Here is a 25,540-nt window from a genome sequence, read left to right on the forward strand (position 1 = left end):
GATCAGCCGGCGGAACCGGTCGGCGGGAGCTGGGGCAGCTGCGGCGCGGGAGCCGGCTGGTTCTCCGGTCCGCGGTCCCGATCCCCGCGGTTGTCGCCACGATGGTCGCCGTCGGGCCCGCGGTGGTCGCCGTCGTGATCGCGGTCGCCGGGGTGGTTGTCACGGTCGATGGCGACCGCGCTGGGGGCATTGGCGGGCGTGTCGGCGAAGGCCGGCACGGCGAGCGCGGACAGGGGAACGACGACGAGCGCGCCGGCGACGGCGACGCGGGTCACGAGGCGGCGGGTGCGGTTCTTCGGCTTCGCGGTGGTCTGCAAGGTTTCGGCCTTTCGTCTGCGAAATATGGAGCCGCGCTCTCGGTTTCGGGCCGGTCGGCCCGGCGGCTCACGAGTACATCGAAACGCTCCCGGCTGGGTCGGCGATGTCTGCGAACTGTGAATGAACTTTGAAGCGACCGGTCACGGCACCGCGGATCCCGGTCACGGCTCGCTGAATCCGCCTCCCCACACAGCAACGAGGGCCGCTCCTGAAAAGGAGCGGCCCTCGTATGCCGTCGCGGTCGATCAGCCGAACGAGCCGGTGGGAGGCGGTCCGGGGAGGAAGCCGCCGGGCCCGCCGGGCAGGAAGCCGCCCGGCCCCGGCTGCCAGGGCCCGTGGTCGTGATCGTGGTGATGACGCCACCCGTCGTGGTCGTGGTCGTGGTCGTGCCAGTCGACGGGTGCGGCGGAGGGGGTGTCGGCGAAGGCGGGAACGGCGACGGCTGCCACGGGGGCGGCGGCGACGGCGCCGGCGACGGCGATGCGGGCGATCAGCCTGCGGCGCGAAGAACTCTTGGAGAGCAACGGATTACCTTTCACTCGGAACACGGGCCGTCGTGCGGGGGCCCATGGTCACTCATCGAACGACTCGATGCTGGGACGGACGAGCGATCGCGCTGGTAATCGGCTGTGAATGTGGCGGCTGTTCAGTCCACCGGCAGATTGCGCGGCAACAGTTCCCAGACGTGGCTGTTCTCGTTCACCGTCGCCGCGGTCCGGGTCCCGCTGCGCGAGAAGAGCACTCGGGTGATCGAGCAGTAGTCGATCGGAAAGGTCAGCGGCCGTTGCAGGCCGAGCACGTCCTGCAGCAGTACGTTGATCACCCCGCCGTGGGCGAAGGCGACGACGGTATCGGCCGGTTCGGCGGCCGCGACGATTTCGGCGATCGTGCCCAGTACCCGCGCCACGAATGCGGGACCGTCGATCTGTTCGGGCAGATGTCCGGCCTTGATCCGGTCGTAGGTGGCGCGAAAGTCCCGCTTGGCATCCTCGATCGGGATGTAGGCGGGTAGGTCGCGGTCGTATTCGGCCAGCCCGTCGAGCACCTCGACCGGCAGTCCCAGCTTCTCGGCCGTCGGCGCGGCGGTATCGCGGGCCCGCCGCTGCGGACTGCTCACCACCCGTGCGATGCGATGCTCGCCCCCCGCGAAGCGGGCGATCACCGCGGGGACCCGACGGGCCTGTTCGACACCCAGTTCGGTGAGTTCGGGATCGGCGGGACCGGAGGTGGTCAGCACCCGTCCGGGCTGGGCGTGACGCACGAGAACAAGCTGCACGGATCTACTGTGCCGGACGCCGGTTCCCGGTTCGCGAACGGGTGCGCGCCTCGGACGCCGCAGGTGCGGTCAACGTCCGTCGCCCTGGCCGGTGCGCGGTTTGACCAGCGGGAACGGCAGGGTTTCGCGGATGCTGCGGCCGGTGATCAGCATGACCACGCGGTCCACGCCCACACCCAGGCCGCCGGTCGGCGGCATCGCGAATTCCAGCGCCTCGAGGAAATCCTCGTCCAGCTCCATGGCCTCCGGGTCGCCGCCCGCGGCCAGCAGCGACTGTTCGGTCAGGCGGCGGCGCTGTTCGATCGGATTGGTCAATTCGCTGTAGGCGGTGCCGAGTTCGACACCCCACGCCACCAGATCCCAGCGTTCGGCGACACCGTCGATGCGCCGATGTGCGCGTGTCAGCGGTGAGACGGAGGTCGGGAAGTCGATGTAGAAGGTCGGTTCCAGGGTCCGGCCCTCGACGAGGTGCTCGTACATCTCGAGCACGATCTGCCCGGCGTCCCAGCCCGGCTGATACGGCACCTCGACCTTGTCGCACAGCAGCCGCAGCCGATCCACCGGGGTGTCGGGAGTGACCGTCTCGCCGACGGCTTCGGAGATGGCGCCGTGCACGGTGCGCACCGGCCAGTCGCCGGAGATGTCGACCTCGCTCAGCGTTCCGTCCGCATCCGGTCGCAGGGCGACGCAGGCGCCGTTGGCCGCGATCGCCGCATTCTGGATCAGCTGGCGGCACGCGTGCATCATCCGCTCGTAGTCGCTGTGCGCCTCATAGGCTTCCAGAATCGTGAATTCCGGATTGTGGCTGTAGTCCACACCCTCGTTGCGGAATACCCGGCCCAGTTCGAAGACCTTCTCCATCCCGCCCACGCACAGCCGCTTGAGATACAGCTCCGGTGCGATGCGCAGATACAGGTCCAGGTCGTAGGCGTTGATGTGGGTACGGAAGGGCGCGGCGTTGGCGCCGCCGTGCACCTGCTGCAGTACCGGTGTCTCTACCTCGAGGAAACCCCAGCCGTTCAGCGTGTCCCGCAGCGACCGCACCACCGCACTGCGTTTGGCCAGCACCTCGCGCGCCTCGACGTTGATCGTCATATCGACGTAGCGCTGACGCACCCGCGCCTCGGGGTCGGCGAGTCCGCGCCACTTGTCCGGCAGCGGGTGCAGGCATTTGCCGATCATCCGCCAATCCTGGGCGAGCAGCGACAGTTCGCCGCGGCGGCTGCTGCTGATCTGGCCGCTCACCTCGATCAGATCACCGAGGTCGAAGTACTCGCCGAACGAACTCGAGCGGCGCGCGCCGACTCGGTCCCGGTCGATGAGGATCTGGATGTCGCCGGACCAGTCGCGCAGCGCGGCGAAGGTGACGCCGCCGTGATCGCGGATCCGCAACAGCCGCCCGCACACGCGCACCGTGGTGCCCTTGGGGGAGCGGCGGGCATCGGCGATCGAATGGGTCGGGGCGTAGGCCACCGGATAGGCGTCGATATCGGCCGATTCGAGCCGGCGCACCTTGTCCATCCGCACCCGCACCTGTTCGGGACGGCGGGCGGCGGCCTGTTCGAGTTCCGAGGGCGGCGCCTCGGGCGGGCTGCCGTCGGCGTGCAGGCCCGTGAGGGTGGGCGGTACCGCGGAATGAAGACCGGTGTGTGCCGAGGCGTCCGGCTGCGTGCCGAAGCGCGGCAGGAAGCCCTCGGCCAGTGCGCCGGCGAACGCCACCCGCGGTAGCTGGCGGCGTTCCTCGAAGATGAGGAACCGCGGCACCCACTGCGGCTGATATTTCACATTCGACCGGTACAGCGCCTCGAGTTGCCACCAGCGGCTGAAGAACATCAGCACACTGCGCCACAGCCGCAGCACCGGGCCGGCGCCGATCCGGCCGCCCTCCTCGAAGACCGAGCGGAACACCGCGAAGTTCAGCGAGACCCGGGTGATCCCGTACTGTTCCGAGGTCAGCGCCAGCTGGGAAATCATGAATTCCATGATTCCGTTGGGGCCCTTGGGATCTCGTCGCATCACATCGAGCGAGACACCGCTGCGGCCCCACGGCACCAGCGAGAGCATGCCCCATACGCGGCCGTCGCGGTCGAGCGCCTCCACCAGCAGGCTGTCTCCGTCGAGCCGGTCGCCGAGCCGGCCCAGTGCCATCGAGAAGCCGCGTTCGGTTTCGGTGTCGCGCCAGGAATCGGCGCGGGCGATCATCTGCGCCATCTCGTCCGGCGGCAGTTCGCTGTGCCGGCGGACCCGGACGGTGAAGCCTTGTTTGTATAAACGGTTGGCGGCCTGGCGGACCTGCTTCATCTCGGGCCCGGCCAGCGAGAAGGAACGGGTGTCGAGAATCGCCTCGTCGCCCAGCCGCAGCGCGGACAGGCCCGCCCGGCGGTAGGCGGTGGCGCCGAGTTCACCCGCACCCATCACGGCCGGGGCCCAACCGTATTCGTCGGCCAGTCGCAACCAGGCATCGATGGCCTGCGGCCACGCCTCCCGCACACCGATCGGATCGCCGGAGGCCAGGCAGACGCCGAGTTCGACGCGATAGGTGATCGCCGCCTTGCCGCTGGGCGCGAACACCACGGCCTTGTCGCGGCGAGTCGCGAAGTAACCCAGCGAATCCTCGACATCGGAACGAGCGAGCAGGCCGCGCACCGCGGATTCGTCCAGTCCGGTCATGGCGTTGGAGGCGCGCTGGGAGCGGAACAGCACCAGCGCCGCCGCCAGCAGCGCGATCGCCCCGAACAGGCCGAGCAGCAGATTCACCACATGCGGGGGGTGCCCGTCGAAGTTGTTGTCCGCCACCAGAATTGTCGCGGTGACCCGCGAGACCGCCCACAGCGGGCGTTGCGCACCGCGGGGCAGGCTGCCGGGGAACAGTTCCACCAGCCCCCACCCGAGCAGACTGCCGATGATCAGCCCGCTGACCAGGACACCGAGCGCCTTCCACACCGCGCCCCGCCGCACCCGGGTGTAGAACTCCGGCCACGCCGCGATCATCAGGCCGATCACGGCCAGGTGGACGAACAGCGCGGCCAGGGCGTGCGGATCCTGTTCCTCGGCGAAATCCAGTCCGTTGGCGAGCGCGAACAGCGCCATGTACCCGACCAGCAACCACCAGGCGATGCGTTTCCGGGACGCCGTCGCGCCGGCGAGCAGACCGACGATCACCGCCCACATCAGGTTCGTGTCGGGCGCGTCGAAATAGTAGGCGTCGAGGTAGTGCCGCGGGACCGAGGTGATGTAGCGCAGGCCGGGCGAAATACTCCACAGCGCACACAGAATCGAGAACACGCCGAGCACCAGGCCGACCAGGTGGGGGACTTCGCTCAGCCGACCGTGGGCGCGATGCGGAACCGGTGAGGAAGGGGATCTGCCGTCGCGCGAGTGAAGCTGGTCTTGCGTGGAAGTCACCGCACCAGTGTGCGGGCTGAGACCGCCCGAGGGGAGAAGGCCACCGGGCGAGTCCTGCTCGTGCACGGTCATATTCGATCCTTTCGCCGGACCCCGGTACCCATCGCGACGGGGGCGGCGTGCGGCCCGTCGGGCGCGGCGGTAAAGATGTAACCCATGTCGGATCCAGTCGATGTGCCGATCGAAGACGAAGTCATTCGACTCGGGCAATTCCTGAAGCTGGCCAATCTCATCGACAGCGGGTCGGAGGCCAAGACCGTGATCGCCGCCGGGCTCGTGCGCGTCAACGACGAGGTGGAACTACGGCGGGGCCGCCAGCTCCATGCCGGAGACGTGGTCGCGCTCGCCGGCCACCGCGTGCGGGTGGCAGGCGGATAGTTCGGCGGCCGCGGGCCCGGCGGCGATCGGCGACTCATTCCGCGCGGACGACGACCCCGTCGTGATCGCTGTAGAGCATCTCGCCCGGAACGAAGGTGACGCCGCCGAATTCGACCGGCACATCGCGTTCGCCGGATCCGGTCTGCGTGCTCTTGCGCGGATTGGTGCCCAGCGCCTTGATGCCGATGGGCAGGGTGCGCAGAATCGCCGAATCGCGCACGCCGCCGTTGACGACGACGCCGGACCAGCCGTTGTCGACGCCGCGTCCGGCGATCACGTCACCGACGAGGGCGGTGTGGATGCTCGCGCCGCCGTCGACGACCAGCACACGTCCTTCACCGGGTTCGCTGAGAGTCTGCTTGACCAACAGATTGTCCTGGAAGCAGCGAATGGTGACGATGCGCCCGCTGAACACCGGATTGCCGCCGAACTGCGTGAATTGCGTATCGCAGCTACGAATCTCGGGGCCGATCTCATCGGCGAGGTCGGCGGTTGCCACTAGGTTTGCTGAATCGGTCACCAAATAAGCTTGCCATGCGGGCGGCGATCGAATCCTGAGACCTTCCCGCCGCCCGCCGCGGCCCCGCCCGGTTCAGCTGTCGAGGGTGCGCTGATACTCCGCGATCTTGGTCGTCAGATTGTGGGTGGTGTGTTTGACCGACAGCTTCACGAACGGCTCGATGGTCTTGCCCAGCACCTTGCCCGCGAGCCCGCCCGGTACCCGGTACTCGACGATGGCGTCCACCGTGCAGTCTCGGTCGCCGCGCGGATGGAACAGGAAGGTCGATTCGATCTCGAAGCCGGTCACAGCCTTCACCGCGATCGCGACGTTCTTCTCCCAGCGCACGATCTGCAGCCGCGAGGTCAGCGAGGCAGGACCCAGTTTGATCTCGGTGTCGAACGTCGCGCCCAGCCCGGCCACCTGATCGGTGATCGGGCGGAAGGAATGGACCTCGGTGACGAATTCCGGCAGATGGCGATAGTCGTTGACGTAGTCGAACGCGGTCTCGGCCGGCGCGGCGCAATCGGCCACGATCTTCACTGCGGTCATGCAGTAACGGTAACGTGTTGCAGTCCGGCCCGGACCGGATGTAATTGCTATCACTCCAGTTCGCAGGGCCTATCCGGCCCGGGCTCGGGCTCAGGCCGTCACCGACAACGTTGCCGCCAAGCCGAACACCGCCGCCATCACCATGACCTCGATCAGTGCCCGGCGCAGCGAGTCGTCCGCACTCATCCGATGGTCGGTGGCCACCGGAACCCAGCTGCGCCGCCACCACCAGCCGAGCCCGAGCAGTGCGAGGGCCATGACCGTCTTCGCGAGCAGGATGCGGCCGTACCCGGTGTCGGCCAGCGCGACCGGATCGCCGACGCGGACCAGCCCGTTGACCACGCCGGTCACCGTCACCGCCGCCACCGCGGGCAGCGCCCAGCCGGAATAGCGCGGCAGGATCACCGCCCATTCACCGCGGGTACGCACCACCAGCGCCAGCGCCAGCAGCAGACCGAACCAGGCGCCCGCCGCGAGAGCGTGCACCGCGGCCAGGACCGAGCCCAGCGTCTGCTGCGACATATGGCCGGTGATCGGCCGCAGCACCAGCGTCACCGCGGCGAAGACCAGCACCAGATCGGCGCTCGCGCGCTCCGGTCGCCGGAAGGCCAGCGTGCTGTAGCAGGCGACCGCCGCGGTGCCGATCAGCACGGCGATGCCGATCTGGCCGCCGCTGACATGTGCGACGTAGTCGCCGAAATCGCCGGCGCGCAACCGGCTCAGCGGGACCCCGACCACCTCGGCGGCCTCCGTGGACAGCAGCACGAATTCCGCGAGCGTCCAGAGCCCGCCGAACACGGCCAGCAGCCGCCACGCGGGTCGCAGCCGGTCGTGCAGGCGCGGCAGAGCCGCGAGGCCGAGAACCGTGGCGCCCAGCCCGTCGGCCAGGGTGCGTACCGGCGCCTCGGCCTGTACCGGATCGGGTGCGGCGAGCGCCCATCCGGCGGCGACACCGACGAGGGCGGCCGGGACGACCAGCAGCAGTGCGTAGCGCAGTGCGGTCGATCTGCTGCCGGCCGTCCCCGGCCTCATGGTTTGCCGCCGCTGCCCGGCCGTCGGGAACGACCGCCGAACAGCGCGAACGCCAATCCACCGCCGAACAGGACGACCGCGGCCACGATGAACACCCACAGCGGAACGCCACCGGAATCGCCGTCACCACCGGAGCTGCTCTTGGCGTCGGCCTTGGCCCCCGGTGTCCCGTGCCCGGGCGTGGTCAGCTCGAAGGTGCGGGTGCCGCTGACCGGATGGCCGTCGGCGGAGGTGACCCGGTACGCCATCGTGTACGTGCCGGCCGGCCCGAGGTCACCGACCTCGACGCTGACGGTCGGCCCGTCCACAACCGGTTTTCCCTTCGACCACAGATTCCCGTCCGGGCCGACGACGGTCAGTGACGGAAAGCTCGGCTGCAGATTCTCGTTGAAGGTGATGCTGACCCGCGCCGGGCCGGACGCGAGTTTCGCGCCGTCGGCGGGGTCGGTGGACACCACCGTCGAATGCGCGGCGGCCGGGCCGGCGACCGCGATCGTCAGTCCGCCCAGCGCCAGCGCACCGACCAGGGCGAACAGTATGCGGCGCATCATGCGCGCCGGCTCCGGATCAGGCTGCCGAGTCCGAGCGCGGCGCCGAGGGCGCCGAGCGCAAGTCCGATACCGCCCAGCCAGCGCGCGGTGTTGTCGGAATCGGACTCGTCGCTGTCGGTGTCGCTCGACATGCCGGCCGCGTGGTCGTGATCGGATCCGGCGGCCGCCAGCGTGACGCTCGGCGCGGGGTGCTCGGGTTCGTCGCCGCCGGCCGGCATGGGTTCGTTCCAGTTGACGACCTTGCCGTCACTGTAGGTCTGGGTGGCCGGGAAGCTGATCTTGTCCTGCTTCGGCAGCGGACCGACCGCGAGGGCGAAGCGCTGGAACTGTTCGGGGGTGATGCCGGGATTACCCGGGTTCGCGGTCCAGGTCACGGAGGTGAACTGGTTCTTGTCGTTCTTCTCGGTCTTGGCGGTCCAGCCCGCGACGGGTTCGGTGCGGGCCGCGGACAACTGCGGCAGCGCGACGGTCAGCTTGGTGGTGGACGCCGTCGCCGATTCGGTCGGCACGCGGAAGGTGATGACGGCGTAACCGCCCTGGGCCGCGCCGGGCGCGTCCGCGGTGACATGCGCGGCCGCGGTGCCGGAGGCGAGCAGGGCGAGACCTGCGGCGGCGCCGGTCGCGACGAGGGCGCGCGACAGTGAGGTGGACATAGTTGAGCGCACGATGGGTGACTTTCTCGGTACTCGGCGATGTGCCGGGGGAATTGCCTGTGGTCGGGGAGCGGTTCAGGCGAGTACCGGTGGTGCGCGGGAGCCGAGGGCGCCGGCGCGCCATTGCTGCCACGGTGGCCGCACGGAACTCCGCCACCGGGGTGTGGCGATATCCACCGGCGGCAGCGGTCGGGTCGTGACGGCCCGGACCGAGTGGGAGACAGCGGCATACAGACGTTCCACGGCCACGATGAGCGCGGCACAGGCCACGGTCGCGAGCGTGTGCGCCAGCGTCATCCAGCCGCTCGGGAAGATCGACGTCAGGCCGGAAAGGCCGCTCCCGCACGATGTTTCATCCGGCCGGTGGGCGGGCAGCAGACTCAGCGCGATATGGGAAACCGCCTGTCCGCCACCGAGTGCCGCGAGGACGCCGGTCCGGCCCCACGCACCGCCGGCGGGCGGCAGCATCGAGGCGAAGGTTCCGGCGACCGTCGCGCTCAGCAGGAGCAGCGCCAGCGTCGCCGAGCCGGGATAGCCGCCGTCGGCCCAGCCGTGCGCGGCGGTCGCGAGGACCACCACCGCCATACCGACCAGGCCACCCCGGAGCCCATCGATGCCCGGCCGCCGGACCGCTCGCCGGGACGGCGGGGATCCGGTCGCGGGCCGGGCACGAGGCAGCATGGCGAAAGGGTCGGTCAGTGCACGCCGAGGCGCGCGAGGATATCGGCTTCGACGCCGGAGAGTTCGTGCGAGATGGAGTTGTGCACCGCCCGGCGGCGCGGCGCCGGCATCTGCTCGGCGGTGCGCACGGCCGCGGACAGGCTGGCGAGCCGGTCGCGGGTGGCGGCCACGAACTTCTGCGTCTCGCCGCTCTTGTCACCGGAGTTCTCGATACCGGCCAGGGTCGATTCGACGCCGGTGATGCGGGCCTGCAGGCGGGCGCCGTGACCGGTGAAGTTGCCCAGCTCGCCGAGGCCGATACCCAGCCGGTGGGCGCGGCGGGTGTCGATCTGGCCGCGGACGAAGGTGGCGGCCCGGTAGGCCAGCGGCGCCAGCACCGGCACCAGCACCCGCGCCACGCCCAGATACTTCTTCACCTGGCTCGCGGTGAGCAGTTCGCGGTCGGCGCGTTCGGCGGTCTTGAGGGCGGCCTTCTCCTCGGCCTTCAATGCCGCGATCTGTGCCTTCGCCACATCGCGCTGGGTGCGGAGTTCGGCGCGCTGGCGTTTGCGTTCGTTGCGGGCGCCGAGTTTGGCCTCCATCGCGGCCTTGTGCTTGAGGGCTTTCGCCTCGGCTTTGCGGTCCGCACGCCGCTTGCGCTTGGTGAACAACCCCATCGAAAGCCCTCCGTCACGAAGTTCCGTCATGCTGATATACCCACATGCCACACGGTTTGCGCCAACTGTAGCGGGATGCGCACCCGAGGGCGCCGTCGCGGCGGCCGGGGCGCGTGCCGATCCGGGCTCGCCGGCCGCGTGAGTGCCGAGGTAGCGGCTCCGCATACGCCCGGCACGCAGGCGGTTCGCGGGAGTGTCGGAGGTAGGGACCATACTGCTTAGCGTGTATTCGGGCAGCGGCGACCAAGACGGTCGCGAGGAGGACGGCGGAGGCGACGAGCGGCGGGCTGCTGCTCGACGAACCGTCGTGGTGCCCGCCGAAGTGGAACGGGCGCAGCAGGTTTCGGCCGGCACGGCGAGTGCTCCGGCCGGGCCCGCGAATCCGTCGGCGCCCGCCGGGTCCGGCGAGCACCCGCCGCGCATCGCCTATGTCGACGCCCGCGCGCTGGTCGGCTGCCGGCACCGGCTGCATCTGGACGCGACTCATCCGGAACGGCTGCTGGGGGTGCCGGAGGACGCGGGTGTCAAACAGCGCCGCGACGCCGCCACCGCGCATCGCTCGAAGGTCCGCGACACACTCGTCGCCGCCGATCCGCAGGCATGGGTGATCATCGACCCGGATCAGCACGCGAGCGGCCGCGCCGAGGACACGCTGCGCGCGTGTGCGGAAGGGGCGCAGCGCATTTGGGGCGCATTGCTACCGCAGGAGGCCGATACCGGCCGTCGCGGCGGCTGCGAGATCCTGCTGCGCGATACCGATCGCGGCGGCTACATCCCGATCATCGTGGTCAACCACAAGGTGACCGACCCGCGCCAGCCGGATCCTGCCGATTTCCATCCCACCACCTCCGATCTGTACCGCTGGGATCCGCGCCCCGACCGGCACGTCCGGGTCCGCACCCAACCGCGCGACCAGCAGCGGCTGGCCCATCTCTACCGCATGTTGCAGCGGCACGGGCTGGCCAGTCCGGCGCTGGTCGGCGGCGCCATCGGCTATCACTTCGACCGGATCCTGGTGCACGATCTGGCCCCGGTGCTCGACGAGTACGACCGGCGTTATGCCGACCGCATCGCGGTGGTGCGCGGTGAGCTGCCGACCGTTCCGTCCAAGGTGCCGGAATGCCGGCAATGCCCGTGGTGGACGCGGGCGCCCAGTGTGACCGGCGGTGAGCGTCCGGATATCACCGAACCGCCCGCGGTGAGCTGTGAGGGCTGGCTGGCGGCCCACCGCGACGTCAGCCTCGTCGCACCCGGCTCCCGCGCCGAACTGCTGCGCCGCCACGGCGTGCAGACCATCGACGACCTGGCCGAGTGGACCGCCGACGAACCCGAGGACTGGCAGTACGAGCCGTTCGCCGAGACGGTCGTGACCGCGCGTGCCTGGATCTCGGGCGCGCCACTGGTCCGCCGCGTGGACCGGGTGCGGGTCACCCGGGCCGACGTCGAGGTCGACGTCGACCTGGAGAGCTATCAGGAGTACGGCGCCTACCTGTGGGGGACCCTGCTCGACGGGGTGTATCGCCCCTTCTTCACCTGGGACCCGCTGCCGACCGCCGACGAGGCCCGCTCGTTCGCCGAATTCTGGACCTGGCTGATGGCGGTGCGCGCCGACGCGGCCGCGGCGGGCAAGACGTTCGCCGCCTACTGCTATTCGCGCACGGCCGAGGACAAGTGGCTCTACGAATCGGCGCGCCGATTCGCCGGACGGCCCGGCGTCCCGACCGCGGACGAGGTCCGCGCCTTCGTCGACAGCCCGCAGTGGGTGGATATGTTCCAGGCGGTGTCGGAGCAGTTCATCTGCCCGAACGGCAAGGGGCTCAAGAAGATCGCCCCGGTCGCCGGATTCGGCTGGCGCGATCCCGAGGCCGGCGGCGAGGCGTCGATGAGCTGGTATCGCCTGGCGGTCGGATACGACGGTGCGCCCGATCTGTCGCAGCGCACCCGCCTGCTGGAATACAACGAGGACGACGTCCGCGCCACCCAGGTGCTGCGCGAATGGATGGCGCCGGCACAACCGCGGGCGCACAGTGCCGACGCGGAGGTTCCCGCGATGACCGACTTTCGCGAGCCACCCGCGGTCCGTCGTAATATCTGCACGTGACCGATCACGTCGAACAACTGGAGTTTCAGGCCGAGACCCATCAGCTTCTGGAACTGATGATCCACTCGGTCTACTCGAACAAGGACACCTTCCTGCGGGAATTGATCTCGAACGCCTCGGACGCGCTGGACAAGCTGCGGCTCGAGTCGTTCCGGGACAAGGATCTCGAGGTCGACACCTCGGATCTGCATATCGAACTAGAGGTCGACAAGGACGCCCGGGTGCTGACCGTCCGTGACAACGGCATCGGCATGTCGCGCGCCGAGGTGGTCGATCTCATCGGCACCCTGGCCAAGTCCGGCACCGCGGAACTGCGCCGCCAGCTGCTGGAATCCAAGAGCGGCGAGGGCGCGGTGAGCTCCGAAGACCTCATCGGCCAGTTCGGTATCGGCTTCTATTCGACCTTCATGGTGGCCGACAAGGTCACGCTGACCACCCGCCGCGCGGGTGAGTCCGAGGGCACCCGCTGGGAGTCCGCGGCCGGCAGCTCGACCTACACCATCGAAACCCTCGACGACGCGCCCCAGGGCACCGCGGTGTCGCTGCATCTGAAGTCCGCGGACGAGGACGATCACCTCTTCGATTACACGCAGGAGTGGAAGCTCCGCGAGATCGTCAAGAAGTACTCGGACTTCATCTCCTGGCCGATTCGGATGCAGGTGGAGCGCACCGTCACCGAGGGTGAGGGCGAGGAGAAGCAGGAAAAGACCATTCTCGAGGAGCAGACGCTCAATTCGCAGAAGGCGCTGTGGACGCGCCCGCGCAGCGACGTCTCCGACGAGGAGTACAAGGAGTTCTACAAGCACGTCTCGCACGCCTGGGACGATCCGCTGGAGATCATCCCGCTCAAGGCCGAGGGCACGTTCGAATATCAGGCGCTGCTGTTCATCCCGTCGCACGCGCCGTTCGATCTGTTCATGCGCGAGCACAAGCGCGGCGTGCAGCTCTACGTGCGCCGGGTGTTCATCATGGACAACTGCGAAGAGCTGATGCCGGAGTATCTGCGCTTCGTCAAGGGTGTGGTGGACGCGCAGGATCTGTCGCTGAACGTCTCGCGCGAGATTCTGCAGCAGGACCGGCAGATTCAGATGATCCGCAAGCGCCTGGTCCGCAAGGTGCTGTCGACGATCAAGGATCTGCAGAGCGCCGAATCGGCCGAATCCGGCCCCGACGACGCCACCGCGACAGAGTCGAAGTACCGGACCTTCTGGAACGAATTCGGCCGAGTTCTCAAGGAGGGTTTGCTCTCCGACTTCGACAACCGCGAAACCATCCTGCAGGTCTCGTCTTTCGCCTCGACGCACTCGGATTTCGAGCCGACCACGCTCGCGCAGTACGTGGAGCGCATGGCCGAGGGCCAGGACCAGATCTACTACATGACCGGTGAATCCCGGCAGCAGATCGAGAATTCCCCGCATATGGAGGCCTTCAAGGCCAAGGGCCTCGAGGTGCTGATCCTCACCGACCCGGTCGACGAGATGTGGGTCGGCTCGGTGCCGGACTTCGACGGCAAGCCGTTCCAGTCGATCGCCAAGGGCGAGGTCGATCTGGAGACCGAGGAGGAGAAGAAGGCCTCCGAACAGCTGCGTGAACAGCAGGAGAAGGATTTCGGCGAGGTGCTGAAGTGGCTGCAGGAGACGCTGAGCGACAGCGTCAAGGAGGTCCGCCTGTCCTCCCGCCTGACCACCTCCCCGGCCTGTGTCGTCGGTGATGTCTTCGACTTCACCCCGCAGCTGGAGCGCATGTACCGCGCGTCCGGCCAGGCGCTCCCGGAATCCAAGCGGATTCTGGAACTCAACCCGGAGCATCCGCTGGTCACCGGCCTGCGCGATGCGTACGCCAAGGACAAGGAGTCCGAGGATCTGGGCGCGACGGCCGAATTGCTCTACGGCACAGCGGTTCTGGCCGAAGGCGGCGAACTGAAGGACCCGGCCCACTTCGCCCGGCTCCTGGCCGACCGCCTCACCAAGTCCGTCTGACAACCACGACCGTCCGACCACGACAACCGAAACACCAAGGCCCGCAAGGAATTTCCTTGCGGGCCTCGGATTGTGAACGGGCCGCCGTCAGCGGCGCGTCAGTCGACGGTGCAACCGGCGACCGGCTTGTCGTTCAACCGGTCCATCAGATAGGGGATGACACCGCTCGGGCTGAAACCGTCGATGATCTCCGGACCGAAGTGGTTCGGCAGCGCCATACCGGGCAGGATCGGCGGGAGACCGTTACTGCGGAAGGTGACAGTGGCACCCTTGCCGCACCAGTCGTCGGCGAGCTGCCGCGTTTGTGGATAGGGCACGGTGTCGTCGTTGACCCCGCTGGTGATCAGAACCGGTGCGGTGGGGCCGAGGGTGCCGATGCGCTGCCGGTTCAGAATGTCCATGGCCGCCGGTACTTCGCGCAGGTTGTCCAGAATCGGCCGATGGTCCCGGGTGAAGTCACTGCCGCGCAGCAGCGGATGTTTCAGGATCACATCGCCCACACAGCTGTCCTGCAGTTCCGCGAGCAGGCCCTCGCCCTCCGGCGTCACCCGCTTGTCCACCTCGGGTTTCAAATCCGGGTAGCGTTCGAGGAATCCGTTGAGGGCGTAGGCGACCACACCACCGATGAGATTTCCGTCGATCTTCTGCAGAACCGCGCTCAGATCGGCGGTCGGCGCGCCGGCCCACACCCCCTTCAGGTTCAGCTCCGGTGCATAGCTCGGCTGCAACTCCGCCGCGGACGCGGTCGCCCCGCCGCCCTGGGAGTAACCCCAGAAGGCGAGCGGCGTCTGCGCTCCGGTACCCGAGAGCGCATTCGCGGCGCGCGCCGCGTCGAGAACGGCGTGCGCCTCTTCCACCCGGTTGACGTAGGTGTGGACGCCGGGCGTGCCCAGTCCGATGTAGTCGGTGACGAAAACCCGGGCGCCCAGCGCATGCCACACCATCGCCGATACCGCCTCCTGATTGGCGGAGATGCTCGGTGGGGTGATCCGGGCGTAGAGACCGGTGGCGAAGGCCTCCGACGGCGCGCACTGATCGCCTTGTCCGGAGGTACCGGGCGCGATCACGATGGTCGGCCGCGGTCCGGTGCCCTGCCAGGCAGCGGTGGCGTCGAGGTAGGTGCCGCTGACCGCGGTGGGAGCGCCGTCCTGGGTCTGCGAGGTGTACATGACCTTCTGCGCGTTCGCGGGCCACGGCCCGAATCCCGGCGGCGCCACGAAAACCGGCATCGCCTCGGTCTTGATCACCGATCCCGGCGTGGTCGCGAATTGTGCCGGGGGAATGTAGAACTCGCTCACCGGCGTGGCGGTGGAGGTGCCGGCGGCCGCGCAACCGAGCGCCGCGCCCATACACGCTGCAGCCCCGAGCGCGACCATCCGGCGGAAGCCGGCCCCACGCCGTCTCGGCGATCCACTCGCCCTCGAGTGCTGTGCTCTGTCACCCAGTTGCATCGTCACGACCTGGCCTTTTGAACTTACTACCCAGTAGAATCAGCTTTAACATAGCCTTAATTCCCTCTGGGGAGAAATGCCTGGTCACCCGCACCGAAGTTACGCCGCCGAGATTGTGATGGTTCACAACCCGTGGGTCATCAAAGCAAAAGGCCGACACGGGAATCCGTGTCGGCCTCGGCTCGACGTCAGCGCGGCGCCATGCGCAGCGCACCGTCCATGCGGAAGGTTTCGCCGTTCAGGTAGTCGTGCTCGGTGATGTACTGCGCGAGCTGCGCGTACTCGTCCGGGCGGCCCAGGCGCGAGGGGAACGGCACGCCGGCCTCCAGGCCCTTGCGGTACTCCTCGGTGACGCCGGCCAGCATCGGGGTGTCGATGATGCCGGGGGCGATGGTGTTGACGCGGATGCCGAACTGGGCCAGGTCGCGCGCGGCCGGAACGGTCATGCCGGCCACGCCGCCCTTGGAGGCGGAGTAAGCGATCTGGCCGATCTGGCCCTCGAACGCCGCCACCGACGCGGTGTTGATCACGACACCGCGCTGGCCGTACTCGTCGACCGGCTCGGTCTTGGAGATGGCGTCGGCGGCCAGGCGCATCACGTTGAAGGTGCCCAGCAGATTCACGGTGATCACGGTCCGGAACAGCTCCAGATCGTGCGGGCCGTTCTTGGACAGGATGCGTCCCGCCCAGCCCACACCGGCGCAGTTGACCACGATGCGCGGCGGCACACCGGATTCGACGACCTTCGCCACCGCGGCGGCGACCTCGTCGTTGCTGGTCACATCGGTCGGAATCAGGGTGACACCGGCGGGGACGCTGTCGCCGGCCCGTTCGATCGACTGAGTCAGATCGAGACCGAATACGGTCGCACCCTGGTCGGCGAAGCGTTGTGCGGTCGCGGCGCCCAGACCGGACGCAGCTCCGGTGATGATCGCGGCGGAGCCCGAAATCTCCACGGTGTTTGGTCCTCTCGTTAGTGACGGCCCTATGGGGTACTGGCCTTCCGTCAACAGCACCATATCGGGCGTGGGTGCCGTCACAGCCGGGGGTGCGCCGGCGAGGGAAGCCGCCACCGCGCAGAATGGAAGACAACCAGCTAGTTTCGTTTGCGAACCGGTACGCGATCGAACGATGGAGTTGCCACATGACCGCCTCGGCCCCCGCGGACCGCCGGCTACCTCGGGGCCGACACGGTATCCCGCGGGAAACGGTCGTCCGGGACCAGCGCGACCGGATTCTCGCGGCGATGGCGGATGCGATGGCCGCCCACGGATATGTGGGCACGTCGGTCGCGGCGGTGATCAAGCGTGCGGGAGTGTCGCGGGAGACGTTCTACGAGCAGTTCCGCTCCAAGGAGGACTGTTTCGAGGCGGCCTACGAGCGGGCGGTGGAACAGCTGATCGCGCGCATCCAGGACACGCTGCGGCCACGGCCCGACGCCCCGGCCGAACCGCCGATCGGCGCCCTCCTCGACGCCTATCTCGACGGCCTGGCCGCCGAACCGGCCTACGCGCGCCTGTTCCTCGTCGAGGTCTACGCAGCCGGCCCCACCGCGATCGCGCGGCGCGCGGAACTGCAGGAATCGTTCGTCGCGCTCGTCGCGGACATTCTCGACGCCCGCACGGATCAGCAGCGCTTCGCGTGCCGCACCATGGTCGCCGCCCTCAGCGCCATGGTGACTACCCACATCGCCGCCGATGATCTGGACGGGTTGCGGGAGTTGCGCGAGCCCATGCTCGAGCTGGTCCACCGCAGCGGCGACTTGTTCGGCGGCGCGCCCGCCGACCCCGGCGCCCTCGGCCGCGCCGATCCGCGGGAGCATTTCGATCCCTGGTGATTACCGCCGGGTGCCGGCTCAGTCGAGGCAGAACTCGTTGCCCTCCGGATCGGCCATCACGATGTGACCGTTGCCGAGCGGGGGAGCGGGTTCGTGGCGCTGCAGCCTGGTCGCACCGCGGGATACCAGCCGCTCGGCCTCGGCCTCCAACGCGGCCATCCGGTCGTCGCCGGTCAGCCCCGGGGCCGCCCGCACATCCAGATGGACTCGATTCTTGGCCTGCTTGCCTTCGGGCACCCGCTGAAAGAACAGCCGCGGGCCGGCGCCCTCGGGATCGATCAGCGCCGAGGCGTCGTTGCGCCGTTCCGCCGGAACGTTCATGGCCGCCAGCGCCTCGTCCCAGGTCCGGAATCCGGGCGGTGGATCCTGTAGTCGGTAGCCGAGGGCCTCGGCCCAGAACGCGGCCAATTCGGCGGGATCGCCGCAGTCGAAGGTGATCTGGACATCGCGGGCCATCAGCTCGCCTCCTGTCGGTCGTGGTGCAGGTAGAGGTCGCGCAGCAGGCACACCTCCGCCAAATGGTGGATCAGTTCGCGGTTGATGTGCAGAACCAGCGCCGAGAACGGGAATTCGGCATAGGGTCCTTCGGCCGCACCGCACGGACGGTCGAGGCCGTCCTCGTCCAGCGATCCGATGCCGCCCAGCCAGGTGGCATATTCCGAATCGAGCTGGGCCAGTGCTTCTTTCGCGGTCTCGGCGTACTCGAACGAATGGTAATCGGTCGCCGCGCGCCCGAAATGCGCGGCATTGCGCACGGCGAGGACGCCGACGATCACATGGCCCAGCCGCCAGGCGATCGTCGTGAACGGCGCCGGCTCCGGCGGCGGGAAGGCGAAGTCGATGGTCATCGCGCCCGAACCACCCTGGATCGGTGCGCTGCCGGTGCCGCGCGGGTGCAGATTCCAGCAGCCGGGCACGGGCTCCCAGAAGTACTCGTCGTCGGTGAGTCCGTCGAGCCGGGGGCGGAGCTGCTGAGTCCAGTGCCAGTCGATCTGCTCGCGCAGCAGAGTGTTCCAGTCGGTCATGGGCACAGCCTCGCGCCAATAGCGGACAGATACCTTCCGCGATCTGTGCCACCATGAGCGAATGACCGTCGAGGCGACCACCGAACGGGTGTTGCGGCTGCTGGCCCTGCTGCAACGCCGGCCGTCGTGGACCGCTACGGAACTGGCCGACGAGCTGGGCGTCACCGACCGTTCGGTGCGCCGCGACGTGGAACGACTGCGCGCGATCGGTTATCCGGTAGAGGCCACGGCCGGCGTCGGCGGCGGATACCGGCTCGGTGCGGGGACGCGGCTGCCGCCGCTGTTGCTCGACGACGAGGAGGCCATCGCCACGGCGGTGTCGCTGCGCCTGGCCACCGGAGGAACCGTCGCCGGCGCGGGCGAGGCGGCGCTGCGGGCGCTGACGAAGCTCGATCAGGTGATGCCGCCCAGATTGCGTGCCGAGGTGCGCGCGGTACACGACGCCACCGAGACCATGGTCGGTCCGGGTATCGAGATCGATGCGGAACTGCTGATGACCCTCGCCCGGGCCTGCCGCGACGCCGTCCGGGTCCGCTTCCAGTACTCAGGCCGTAACGGGACTGCCGGTGAACGTACCGTCGAACCGGTCCGCATGGTCACCACCGGCCGGCGCTGGTATCTGATGGCCCGCGATATCGATCGCGACGACTGGCGCACCTTCCGCCTCGACCGCATGCGGGAGGTGCGTGCCACGACCTGGCGTTTCCGGTTGCGGGACCATCCGGATCCGGTCGGCTACGTCCAGCGATCGGTGGCCGAGGCGCCCTACCGCCATCTCGCCCGGATCCGCGTCCACGCCGATTCCGCCCGGGTACGTGATCTGATTCCGCCCCAGGTCGGCCGCGTCGAAGACGATCGCGACGGCTGGTCGGTACTGGTGGTGGCCGGCGACGACCTCGACTGGCTCGCGGTCCGCATCGTCCGCCTCGGGTTCGAGGTCGACGTGCTGGAGCCTCCGGAACTCCGCGAAGCCGCCGCTCACCTGGCGCGCGATCTGTCGGCCCTAGCCGAACCGGGCCCAGCCGAACCGGGCTGAGCCGACCGCCGAGGGCGACTTCCTCAGCGTCCGTGCAGTGACTGCGGTTCCGCCGGCTCCTCGTCGGTCCGATTCGACCGCCCGAGCAGTCCCCACAGCGCGCCGCCGACGAGCGGTACCACCGCCGCGATCGAGTACTCGCCGAGTTTGCCCAGGTCCGGCGCTATCGCGCCGAGCAGGGTGGCGGCACCGATGTACAGGAACAGCAGGCCGGACGCGACGGCGACCGCCCGCTCCGGAATGTGCTTGCCGACCGTGATGCCGATGGCGATGGCGAGACCGCCGGCGGCGACCATGCCCGCGACCGAACCCACCCAGACGGCCACCCAGCTGTGATTCGAGGCCAGGGCGATGGTCGCGAACATGGTGCGGTCGCCGAGTTCGGCGAGCAGGAACGACGAGATCACGATGAGGAAGGCACGGCCGGGGGAGGCGGGACCGGCGGTCTCGGGTTCGTCGGGATCGGGTTCCTCGTGCCGGGCCGCCCACAGCGTCCACACGCCGACCGCCAGCAGGATGAGGCCGGTGCAGAGTGCGATGAAGTCGGTGGGCAGGGCCGCTCCGAGAAAATGTCCGACGCCGACGGCGATCACATTCACCAGCACGCTCGCGACGGTGATACCGCCCAGCACGATCCACCAGCGGTAACGCAACGCGAAGGTCAGGGCCATCAGCTGCGATTTGTCGCCGAGTTCGGCGACGAAGAGCACGCCGAAGCTCAGTAGTATCGCGGCGATCATCATCGGCTCCCAGGTCTCCGGCGTATCGGCCGAAGACGGGGCGCCCTCAGCCGACCACGCCCGTATGAACGGTCTGTCGTCGGCCGAAGGTCTCGCCCACCGGAAATCCGGTTCGGATGGCCGGATCCGTCCAGCGGATCAGTATGTCGACCATGCGATTGCGGGCTACTCCCCTTCGCTGCCTTTCAGCCTACCCTTACCTGCGCGCTGCCGCCAAGTCCCTGTTGCCGAAATCGCAATGCGCACAATAAGTTTGGCGATGCGGCCGAAAAGTTTCGGGTACCCGTCGAAGGTGTTTCGCCGCGGCTCCGCACCGCGTTCGGACGTCCGTGCCGCGGGTGGCGGGGTGCCCGTGGATCAGGCGGCGAGCAGCATGGCCAGCACCGCGGTATCCGGATCCGAGATCGGGTCCACGCCCACGCGGCTGACCATCGAGGTGACCGTGCCGTCGAGTTCGGCCTCCACCCACGCCGCCCGGTGCGCGAGCCCCAGATGCGGAATGCCCGGCAGCAGAACACATCCCGATGCGGCGCCGACACATTCGGGCAGCGACGGATTGGTCTCCGAGGGTGGATGCAACATCATCAACGCGGGTGGCACATGATCGGCGAAGCGTCCCGGTTCGAGCGCTTCCTCGCCCAATACCGGCCCCTCGGCCACGACCAGTCCGACGGTGTCCGGATGCGGATCGTCGGGCAGTTCTTCGCGCGCACCGAAGACCGTCGTGGTGGTCAGCAGGCCGGGCAGACTCGCCACCCGCACCGCGAGCGCCAGCAGTTGCGCCCATTCCTTGGTCGTATCGGGCCAGCGCCCGGAGATCACGAAGCCACGCAGTATGCCGCGTGCCTGGAACGGCGTGACCCCGACCGGATTGTTCGTACGCATCGGATGCCTCCCGAACTGTCAACGGGGGCGGCTCCGCGATGAGCGAGCCCGTCCTCGACCTATCGTGCGATAGGAGTACCCGAGAATGACTCGAACAATGTCTGGCACACAAGTACCAGAGAGTGCTAAATCGCAGGTAACACGGCCGAAACGCAACTCAGGCCATACCCGGCGGGTATGGCCTGAAGTCGCGAAGAGGCATATCAGCCGAAGATCAGGCCCTTGCCCTGAGCGACGGCCTTGGCGAAGCGCTCCTGCACGTCGGCCCAGTTGACGACGTTCCAGAACGCCTTCACGTAATCGGCCTTGACGTTCTTGTACTGCAGGTAGAAGGCGTGCTCCCACATGTCGACCTGCAGCAGCGGGATGATGCCGAGCGGCACGTTGGCCTGCTGGTCGTACAGCTGGAAGGTCAGCAGCTTCTGACCGAGGGTGTCGTAACCCAGCACCGCCCAGCCCGAGCCCTGCAGGCCGTTGGCGGCAGCGGTGAACTGCGCGCGGAACTTGTCGAACGATCCGAACTGGTCGTCGATCGCGGCGGCCAGGTCCCCGACCGGCTTGTCGCCGCCGTTGGGGGACAGGTTCTTCCACCAGATGGAGTGGTTCACGTGACCACCGAGGTGGAAGGCCAGGTTCTTCTCGTACAGGAAGATCGCACCGTGGTCGTCGGCCTCGCGCGCGGCTTCCAGCTTCTCGAGCGCGGTGTTGACGCCGGCGACGTATGCGGCGTGATGCTTCGAGTGGTGAATCTCGTTGATCTGCCCGGAGATGTGAGGCTCCAAGGCGCCGTAGTCGTAATCCAGATCTGGCAGCGTGTACTCAGCCACGATGTCCCTTCCTCATGATGTCGGCGCGTGTACCCGGTCATGTCGAGCACACCAACCTTCATTCGTACACCCGCTCGATGCAACCGGGTCCGGTCCACCCTAGATTCCCACGGCCCGAAATCGACGGCTCGGCCAGGATCGAGGGCGCACGCCCGTGGTATGCCCCGGCTCGGAGATTTATTCACGCTGAACGCATGTCGGCGCGTGCCGACGGCTACATCGGCGGTGCGACGTCGGGCAGCATCGTGCGCGGATCGCACGAGTCGTGTGCCTTCCACCAGCGCCGCGCGCCGGCCGCGAATTCGTCGAGGCCGACCAGAGTTCCGTCGGCGGTCTCGATGGTGACGTCCTCGAACCAGACCCGCACATCCAGCTCGCGCGGATCGGTGCCCTCCTGCTGGGAGAACTCGAGGACATGGGCCGGGGTCCGAGCGCTGATCGTGGTGTCGAAACTCAGCAGCTCGCGCCACAGCGCCCAGCCACTGTCGTCGACGTCGATGAAATCCCAGCCGTGCAGGGCGCCGCCGCCGAATCCGGCGATGGCATCCCCGAGGGTGTCGAGGGTGAGCGGGAAGATGCGCGGTGCCAGATCGTCCCAGCGCTGCCGGCGCAGGGATGCCGCGACCCGGCTGACCCCGGAAAGTGTGAGCGACACCCGGCCGTCGGCGGGCTGCCCGTCACCGGGGAGGGTGAGTACCTCCAGTTCGATTCGAAGTCGTCCGTCCGCGGCGTCGACCACGAGTCCGAGACAGGTCGCCTCGGCGAGTGCGGTGTTGAGCCCGGTCGTATCCAATCCGTCGAGTAACGCCCTGCTCGCGTCCATAGCGTCAGGCTACCGATTCCCCGCCGTAGAGCCCGGTATTTGGGTTTCTCGCTAGTGTTGTCGTTTTTTTGCCGAAGCGAGGGAACCGATCGGTCAGCCGCCCCGTCCAAGTATGTGTCGGGCTCTCGTAGCGGCCGGTGATCCGCCGTTGACCAGCGCAGGAGACCCGCACGCGGCGGCGGGGGCCGCTCCGGGACCGAGGAGGGGAGTCCCGGAGCGGCCCCCGTTCCGTTTTCCGGAATCGGTTGATGCGAACCGACCGGTCTCGCAAGTCGCAACCTGTGGATGAGGTTGTGGATTATGTGGATAACTGGGGGTGAGATATACACAGGTCGGTGTGCCCGGGGTGTGCGGCACGGTATGGACGGCCGGAACAAACCTGGAGTTCACCCGGGCGATCGACTGCCGGGTCTCCCCGCCGATCCGGGGGACGTGGCAGGATCGTCCATTGTGACGAGCTCCGAAATCCCCTCGGTGCCGGTCCAGGATCTGCCTGCCGAATTCGACGCCGCACCGTCGGCGGGTGCCGGATCCGGAGCCGGCGCCCCGTCCGCGATCCTGCTCGATGTCCGCGAGGACGACGAATGGCAGCTCGGCCACGCGCCGGCCGCGCTGCACATCCCGATGATCGACGTGCCCGCACGCCTGGACGAACTGGACTACGACGCCGATATCTACGTCGTCTGCCGCCAGGGCGGACGCTCGATCGAGGTCGCCAAATATCTCGCGTACGTGGGATTCGAGGTCTACCAGGTCGTCGGCGGCATGGTCGCCTGGCAGCAGGCCGGACGCCCGCTGATCGGCGGGGATAGCACCGAGGCGAAAATCTACTGACGAGCCGTCGAATACGAGCGCAACCGCACACCCGATGATGAAGGTCGACAGGATGGAAGGGGGAGCAGCCCGGTGAGTACGGTCGTGCAACCCTGCGCCCGGTGCGGCGCCCGCTGGGCGGTGCACGGCACCCCGATGCACTGGTGCCCGCGCTGCCGCGGTGTGCTGCTGTCACCGGCGCCCGTCGATGCCCCGCCGGAACGGCGCAACTACCGCTGGGTGGCCCGCCCGCCGGGGCGCGGCCCCCGGGTCGAACGCCCGCGTCCGGCGTCCGCGATCGATCCGGCCACCCCGCGCTACACCGAGATTCCGCGCTGGGGACTGCAGGACCGTCCGCCGCACCTCGCCGCCGCGCCGCAGAACCGGATCCAGGCCGTCCTGCACTGGCTGACCGAACGGGTCGCCGGTCTGCTGCTGGCCACGGTCATCCTGTTCGGACTGTCGGCGGTCGCCGAATTCGGCCGCTATCTGATTCTGCTGCGCAACCGCACCCGGCTGATCCAGCCGCTGCTGCTGTTCTTCTCCGACCTCACCGTCTACGCGACCTCGGTCGCCGCGCTGATCTGCGCGTTGATCACCGCGATCGGCCTGCTCGGCTGGCTGGTCCGTGCTCGCCGCAGCGCCTACGCCGGAAACGGCCGCCGCGATCCCCGCTCCCTGCGGGCGCTGCTGTGCGGCGGGCTCATCCCGGTGGTCAATCTGGTCTGGCCGGGTGTTTTCCTCACCGAACTGGCTCGCCAGCTCGGCGGTGACCCGCGCACGCTGCGCGCGGTGCGGATCTGGTGGGGTGTCTGGGTTCTCAACGGTGTGATGGTCATTGCGTCGCTGTTCTGGCGTACGGCCGATACGCTGCAGGGCCAAGCCGACGGTGTGATCTTCACGGTCTACACCGATCTGGTCGCGGTCGCGGCGGCAGTGCTGTCGCTGTGGGTGCTGCGGATGTGCGAGGGTCGTGATCTGCGCGGCCGGATCCGGACGGCCAAGCGCTGGTTGCCCGCGGCCGGTCCGGCGGTCCCGGTGATCGAGCCCGTCCATCCGGTCACCGCGGTGGAAACCGCGGACCGGGCGGCCGCCGGGAACGCCGAAACACAGCACACCGAAGCCGAGAACACCGGCGCCGAGAACACCGAGGCGGAGCGCGTCGAACAGGAGGAGGTCATGGCCAAGTGAGCCAGGGCAATCGCGCACCGTTCGTGGTCGCGCACCGGGGTGCGTCGGGTACCCGTCCCGAACACACCCTCGCCGCCTACGAGCTGGCATTGGAGGAGGGCGCGGACGGTGTCGAATGCGATGTCCGGCTGACTCGTGACGGTCATCTGGTCTGTGTGCACGACCGCACGGTGGACCGCACCTCGTCCGGCACCGGCCTGGTCAGCGAGATGACCCTCGACGAGCTGCGGGATCTCGACTTCGGCGGCAACGGCAGTCCCGCACCGGTGCTGACGCTGAGTGAGCTGATCACGCTGGTACTGGACTGGCGCAGCCGGCCGACCAAACTGTTCATCGAGACCAAGCATCCGGTCCGCTACGGCGCGCTGGTGGAGAACAAGGTGCTGGCCGAACTGCAGCGCTTCGGCATCGCCACACCGGCCTCGGCCGACCATTCCCGCGCGGTCGTGATGTCGTTCGCCGCCACCGCGGTGTGGCGGATCCGCCGGGCCGCGCCGCTGTTGCCGACCGTACTGCTCGGCGAATCCTCGCGGTATCTGGGCGGAAGCGCCGCGACGACGGTCGGTGCCACCGCGGTCGGCCCGTCGGTGAAAACCCTGCGCGAACATCCCGAACTGGTCGACAAGGCCGCCGCCGCCGGACGCGCCACCTACTGCTGGACCGTCGACGATCCCCAGGACGTCGAACTGTGCGCGGAGCTGGGCGTCAGCTGGGTCGCGACCAACCATCCCGGCCGGACCAAGAACGTGCTGGACGGTATCTGATCGAACGGGAAACCCCGGCGGCGGAATCGGTTCGCCCTCCGCGGCGGATTCTGTGCACGCTCGCGCG

At 68.5% G+C, this 25,540-nt stretch carries 27 protein-coding genes; 8 read left to right on the forward strand and 19 right to left on the reverse strand.

From position 1 onward, the window contains the following. Positions 1–2 precede the first annotated feature (2 nt). The 4 genes from C8258_RS27490 to lysX form a co-directional block, all read right to left on the reverse strand. The gene (locus C8258_RS27490) at positions 3–317 is read right to left on the reverse strand and encodes a hypothetical protein (RefSeq protein WP_062994904.1); all 315 of its coding nucleotides are present in this window, start codon (positions 315–317) and stop codon (positions 3–5) included. Between the two features lie 246 nt (positions 318–563). Next, positions 564–842 (reverse strand): hypothetical protein, encoded by a 279-nt coding sequence (locus tag C8258_RS27495; RefSeq protein ID WP_158271321.1) that lies wholly within the window; start codon positions 840–842, stop codon positions 564–566. 122 nt (positions 843–964) lie between these two features. Then, positions 965–1,594 carry a histidine phosphatase family protein gene (locus tag C8258_RS27505; protein WP_106957645.1) on the reverse strand — a complete coding sequence of 210 codons (630 nt, stop codon included), beginning with the start codon at positions 1,592–1,594 and terminating at the stop codon, positions 965–967. 69 nt (positions 1,595–1,663) lie between these two features. Then, a complete protein-coding gene (gene lysX, locus C8258_RS27510; protein ID WP_255420469.1) occupies positions 1,664–4,999 on the reverse strand; it encodes a bifunctional lysylphosphatidylglycerol synthetase/lysine--tRNA ligase LysX in 3,336 nt (1,111 codons plus the stop codon). A gap of 156 nt (positions 5,000–5,155) precedes the next feature. On the opposite strand from lysX, the gene C8258_RS27515 reads away from it, so the two are divergent. After that, the gene (locus C8258_RS27515; RefSeq protein WP_030516732.1) at positions 5,156–5,377 is read left to right on the forward strand and encodes an RNA-binding S4 domain-containing protein; all 222 of its coding nucleotides are present in this window, start codon (positions 5,156–5,158) and stop codon (positions 5,375–5,377) included. A 34-nt stretch (positions 5,378–5,411) separates the two neighbouring features. On the opposite strand, the gene rraA is transcribed toward C8258_RS27515, so the two are convergent. The 7 genes from rraA to C8258_RS27550 all read right to left on the reverse strand — a co-directional run bounded on the left by rraA (position 5,412) and on the right by C8258_RS27550 (position 10,001). Then, positions 5,412–5,897, reverse strand: a complete 486-nt coding sequence (gene rraA, locus C8258_RS27520) for a ribonuclease E activity regulator RraA (protein ID WP_039775068.1) — start codon at positions 5,895–5,897, stop codon at positions 5,412–5,414. Positions 5,898–5,969: 72 nt separating this feature from the next. Further along, on the reverse strand, positions 5,970–6,428 hold the full coding sequence (locus C8258_RS27525) for an SRPBCC family protein (protein WP_036496952.1): 459 nt from the start codon (positions 6,426–6,428) through the stop codon (positions 5,970–5,972). A 90-nt stretch (positions 6,429–6,518) separates the two neighbouring features. Continuing rightward, positions 6,519–7,460 (reverse strand): CopD family protein, encoded by a 942-nt coding sequence (locus C8258_RS27530; protein WP_106957647.1) that lies wholly within the window; start codon positions 7,458–7,460, stop codon positions 6,519–6,521. Continuing rightward, positions 7,457–8,011, reverse strand: a complete 555-nt coding sequence (locus C8258_RS27535; protein WP_084461093.1) for a copper resistance CopC family protein — start codon at positions 8,009–8,011, stop codon at positions 7,457–7,459. Before C8258_RS27535 ends, C8258_RS27530 begins: the two co-directional genes overlap by 4 nt. Beyond that, a complete protein-coding gene (locus tag C8258_RS27540) occupies positions 8,008–8,664 on the reverse strand; it encodes a YcnI family protein (protein WP_106957648.1) in 657 nt (218 codons plus the stop codon). Before C8258_RS27540 ends, C8258_RS27535 begins: the two co-directional genes overlap by 4 nt. Positions 8,665–8,739: 75 nt before the next feature. Beyond that, a complete protein-coding gene (locus tag C8258_RS27545; protein ID WP_146161353.1) occupies positions 8,740–9,345 on the reverse strand; it encodes a hypothetical protein in 606 nt (201 codons plus the stop codon). Positions 9,346–9,359: 14 nt separating this feature from the next. Continuing rightward, positions 9,360–10,001, reverse strand: coding sequence for a DUF6474 family protein (locus C8258_RS27550; RefSeq protein WP_036496956.1), 642 nt, complete (start codon positions 9,999–10,001; stop codon positions 9,360–9,362). 421 nt (positions 10,002–10,422) lie between these two features. Here C8258_RS27550 and C8258_RS27555 point away from each other — a divergent pair, with 421 nt between their 5' ends. Both C8258_RS27555 and htpG read left to right on the forward strand, forming a co-directional pair. Then, on the forward strand, positions 10,423–12,102 hold the full coding sequence (locus C8258_RS27555; protein ID WP_106957685.1) for a TM0106 family RecB-like putative nuclease: 1,680 nt from the start codon (positions 10,423–10,425) through the stop codon (positions 12,100–12,102). Continuing rightward, positions 12,099–14,081: a molecular chaperone HtpG gene (gene htpG / locus C8258_RS27560; protein ID WP_106957650.1), complete on the forward strand. Its 1,983-nt coding sequence runs from the start codon at positions 12,099–12,101 to the stop codon at positions 14,079–14,081. The genes C8258_RS27555 and htpG overlap by 4 nt, the downstream gene beginning before the upstream one ends. Before the next feature lie 98 nt (positions 14,082–14,179). Here the strand turns inward: htpG and C8258_RS27565 are convergent, their stop codons facing one another. Continuing rightward, on the reverse strand, positions 14,180–15,430 hold the full coding sequence (locus tag C8258_RS27565) for a lipase family protein (RefSeq protein WP_233225377.1): 1,251 nt from the start codon (positions 15,428–15,430) through the stop codon (positions 14,180–14,182). 290 nt (positions 15,431–15,720) lie between these two features. Then, a complete protein-coding gene (locus tag C8258_RS27570; RefSeq protein ID WP_036496958.1) occupies positions 15,721–16,488 on the reverse strand; it encodes an SDR family NAD(P)-dependent oxidoreductase in 768 nt (255 codons plus the stop codon). A 188-nt stretch (positions 16,489–16,676) separates the two neighbouring features. On the opposite strand from C8258_RS27570, the gene C8258_RS27575 reads away from it, so the two are divergent. Continuing rightward, positions 16,677–17,369 (forward strand): TetR/AcrR family transcriptional regulator, encoded by a 693-nt coding sequence (locus C8258_RS27575; protein ID WP_106957652.1) that lies wholly within the window; start codon positions 16,677–16,679, stop codon positions 17,367–17,369. 18 nt (positions 17,370–17,387) lie between these two features. On the opposite strand, the gene C8258_RS27580 is transcribed toward C8258_RS27575, so the two are convergent. After that, entirely contained in the window at positions 17,388–17,825 is a 438-nt protein-coding gene (locus C8258_RS27580; protein WP_106957653.1) for a VOC family protein, read from the reverse strand. After that, positions 17,825–18,394 (reverse strand): DinB family protein, encoded by a 570-nt coding sequence (locus C8258_RS27585; protein WP_106957654.1) that lies wholly within the window; start codon positions 18,392–18,394, stop codon positions 17,825–17,827. The genes C8258_RS27580 and C8258_RS27585 overlap by 1 nt, the downstream gene beginning before the upstream one ends. A gap of 61 nt (positions 18,395–18,455) precedes the next feature. Between C8258_RS27585 and C8258_RS27590 the strand changes: the two genes are divergently transcribed. Further along, positions 18,456–19,430 (forward strand): YafY family protein, encoded by a 975-nt coding sequence (locus tag C8258_RS27590; RefSeq protein WP_106957655.1) that lies wholly within the window; start codon positions 18,456–18,458, stop codon positions 19,428–19,430. Positions 19,431–19,453: 23 nt separating this feature from the next. Here C8258_RS27590 and C8258_RS27595 read toward each other — a convergent pair whose 3' ends face one another. From C8258_RS27595 to C8258_RS27610, 4 genes are all read right to left on the reverse strand, one after another. Further along, positions 19,454–20,173 carry a TMEM165/GDT1 family protein gene (locus tag C8258_RS27595; protein WP_233225378.1) on the reverse strand — a complete coding sequence of 240 codons (720 nt, stop codon included), beginning with the start codon at positions 20,171–20,173 and terminating at the stop codon, positions 19,454–19,456. 354 nt (positions 20,174–20,527) lie between these two features. After that, a complete protein-coding gene (locus tag C8258_RS27600; protein ID WP_039775088.1) occupies positions 20,528–21,055 on the reverse strand; it encodes a hypothetical protein in 528 nt (175 codons plus the stop codon). A gap of 203 nt (positions 21,056–21,258) precedes the next feature. Next, on the reverse strand, positions 21,259–21,882 hold the full coding sequence (locus C8258_RS27605) for a superoxide dismutase (RefSeq protein WP_106957656.1): 624 nt from the start codon (positions 21,880–21,882) through the stop codon (positions 21,259–21,261). Positions 21,883–22,096: 214 nt separating this feature from the next. Beyond that, positions 22,097–22,705, reverse strand: a complete 609-nt coding sequence (locus C8258_RS27610; RefSeq protein WP_036496964.1) for a hypothetical protein — start codon at positions 22,703–22,705, stop codon at positions 22,097–22,099. Between the two features lie 450 nt (positions 22,706–23,155). Here C8258_RS27610 and C8258_RS27615 point away from each other — a divergent pair, with 450 nt between their 5' ends. The 3 genes from C8258_RS27615 (at position 23,156) to C8258_RS27625 (ending at position 25,473) form a co-directional block, all read left to right on the forward strand. Next, on the forward strand, positions 23,156–23,539 hold the full coding sequence (locus C8258_RS27615) for a rhodanese-like domain-containing protein (RefSeq protein WP_233225379.1): 384 nt from the start codon (positions 23,156–23,158) through the stop codon (positions 23,537–23,539). A 72-nt stretch (positions 23,540–23,611) separates the two neighbouring features. Then, complete coding sequence (locus C8258_RS27620) at positions 23,612–24,709, forward strand: DUF4328 domain-containing protein (protein WP_233225380.1); 1,098 nt, start codon at positions 23,612–23,614, stop codon at positions 24,707–24,709. Beyond that, complete coding sequence (locus C8258_RS27625; RefSeq protein WP_036496965.1) at positions 24,706–25,473, forward strand: glycerophosphodiester phosphodiesterase; 768 nt, start codon at positions 24,706–24,708, stop codon at positions 25,471–25,473. Before C8258_RS27620 ends, C8258_RS27625 begins: the two co-directional genes overlap by 4 nt. Positions 25,474–25,540: the final 67 nt, after the last annotated feature.

Origin of the sequence: Nocardia sp. MDA0666 (assembly GCF_003023875.1) — a bacterium.
Taxonomy (GTDB): domain Bacteria; phylum Actinomycetota; class Actinomycetes; order Mycobacteriales; family Mycobacteriaceae; genus Nocardia; species Nocardia aobensis.

Excerpts from the sequence above, each read along its gene's own strand:
- C8258_RS27515 (WP_030516732.1), top strand. The coding sequence starts at position 5,156 with ATGTCGGATCCAGTCGATGTGCCGATCGAAGACGAAGTCATTCGACTC.
- C8258_RS27525 (WP_036496952.1), bottom strand. The coding sequence starts at position 6,428 with ATGACCGCAGTGAAGATCGTGGCCGATTGCGCCGCGCCGGCCGAGACC.
- C8258_RS27530 (WP_106957647.1), bottom strand. The coding sequence starts at position 7,460 with ATGAGGCCGGGGACGGCCGGCAGCAGATCGACCGCACTGCGCTACGCA.
- C8258_RS27535 (WP_084461093.1), bottom strand. The coding sequence starts at position 8,011 with ATGATGCGCCGCATACTGTTCGCCCTGGTCGGTGCGCTGGCGCTGGGC.
- C8258_RS27540 (WP_106957648.1), bottom strand. The coding sequence starts at position 8,664 with ATGTCCACCTCACTGTCGCGCGCCCTCGTCGCGACCGGCGCCGCCGCA.
- C8258_RS27545 (WP_146161353.1), bottom strand. The coding sequence starts at position 9,345 with ATGCTGCCTCGTGCCCGGCCCGCGACCGGATCCCCGCCGTCCCGGCGA.
- C8258_RS27550 (WP_036496956.1), bottom strand. The coding sequence starts at position 10,001 with ATGGGGTTGTTCACCAAGCGCAAGCGGCGTGCGGACCGCAAAGCCGAG.
- C8258_RS27565 (WP_233225377.1), bottom strand. The coding sequence starts at position 15,430 with ATGGGCGCGGCGCTCGGTTGCGCGGCCGCCGGCACCTCCACCGCCACG.
- C8258_RS27575 (WP_106957652.1), top strand. The coding sequence starts at position 16,677 with ATGACCGCCTCGGCCCCCGCGGACCGCCGGCTACCTCGGGGCCGACAC.
- C8258_RS27580 (WP_106957653.1), bottom strand. The coding sequence starts at position 17,825 with ATGGCCCGCGATGTCCAGATCACCTTCGACTGCGGCGATCCCGCCGAA.
- C8258_RS27585 (WP_106957654.1), bottom strand. The coding sequence starts at position 18,394 with ATGACCGACTGGAACACTCTGCTGCGCGAGCAGATCGACTGGCACTGG.
- C8258_RS27590 (WP_106957655.1), top strand. The coding sequence starts at position 18,456 with ATGACCGTCGAGGCGACCACCGAACGGGTGTTGCGGCTGCTGGCCCTG.
- C8258_RS27595 (WP_233225378.1), bottom strand. The coding sequence starts at position 20,173 with ATGATGATCGCCGCGATACTACTGAGCTTCGGCGTGCTCTTCGTCGCC.
- C8258_RS27600 (WP_039775088.1), bottom strand. The coding sequence starts at position 21,055 with ATGCGTACGAACAATCCGGTCGGGGTCACGCCGTTCCAGGCACGCGGC.
- C8258_RS27610 (WP_036496964.1), bottom strand. The coding sequence starts at position 22,705 with ATGGACGCGAGCAGGGCGTTACTCGACGGATTGGATACGACCGGGCTC.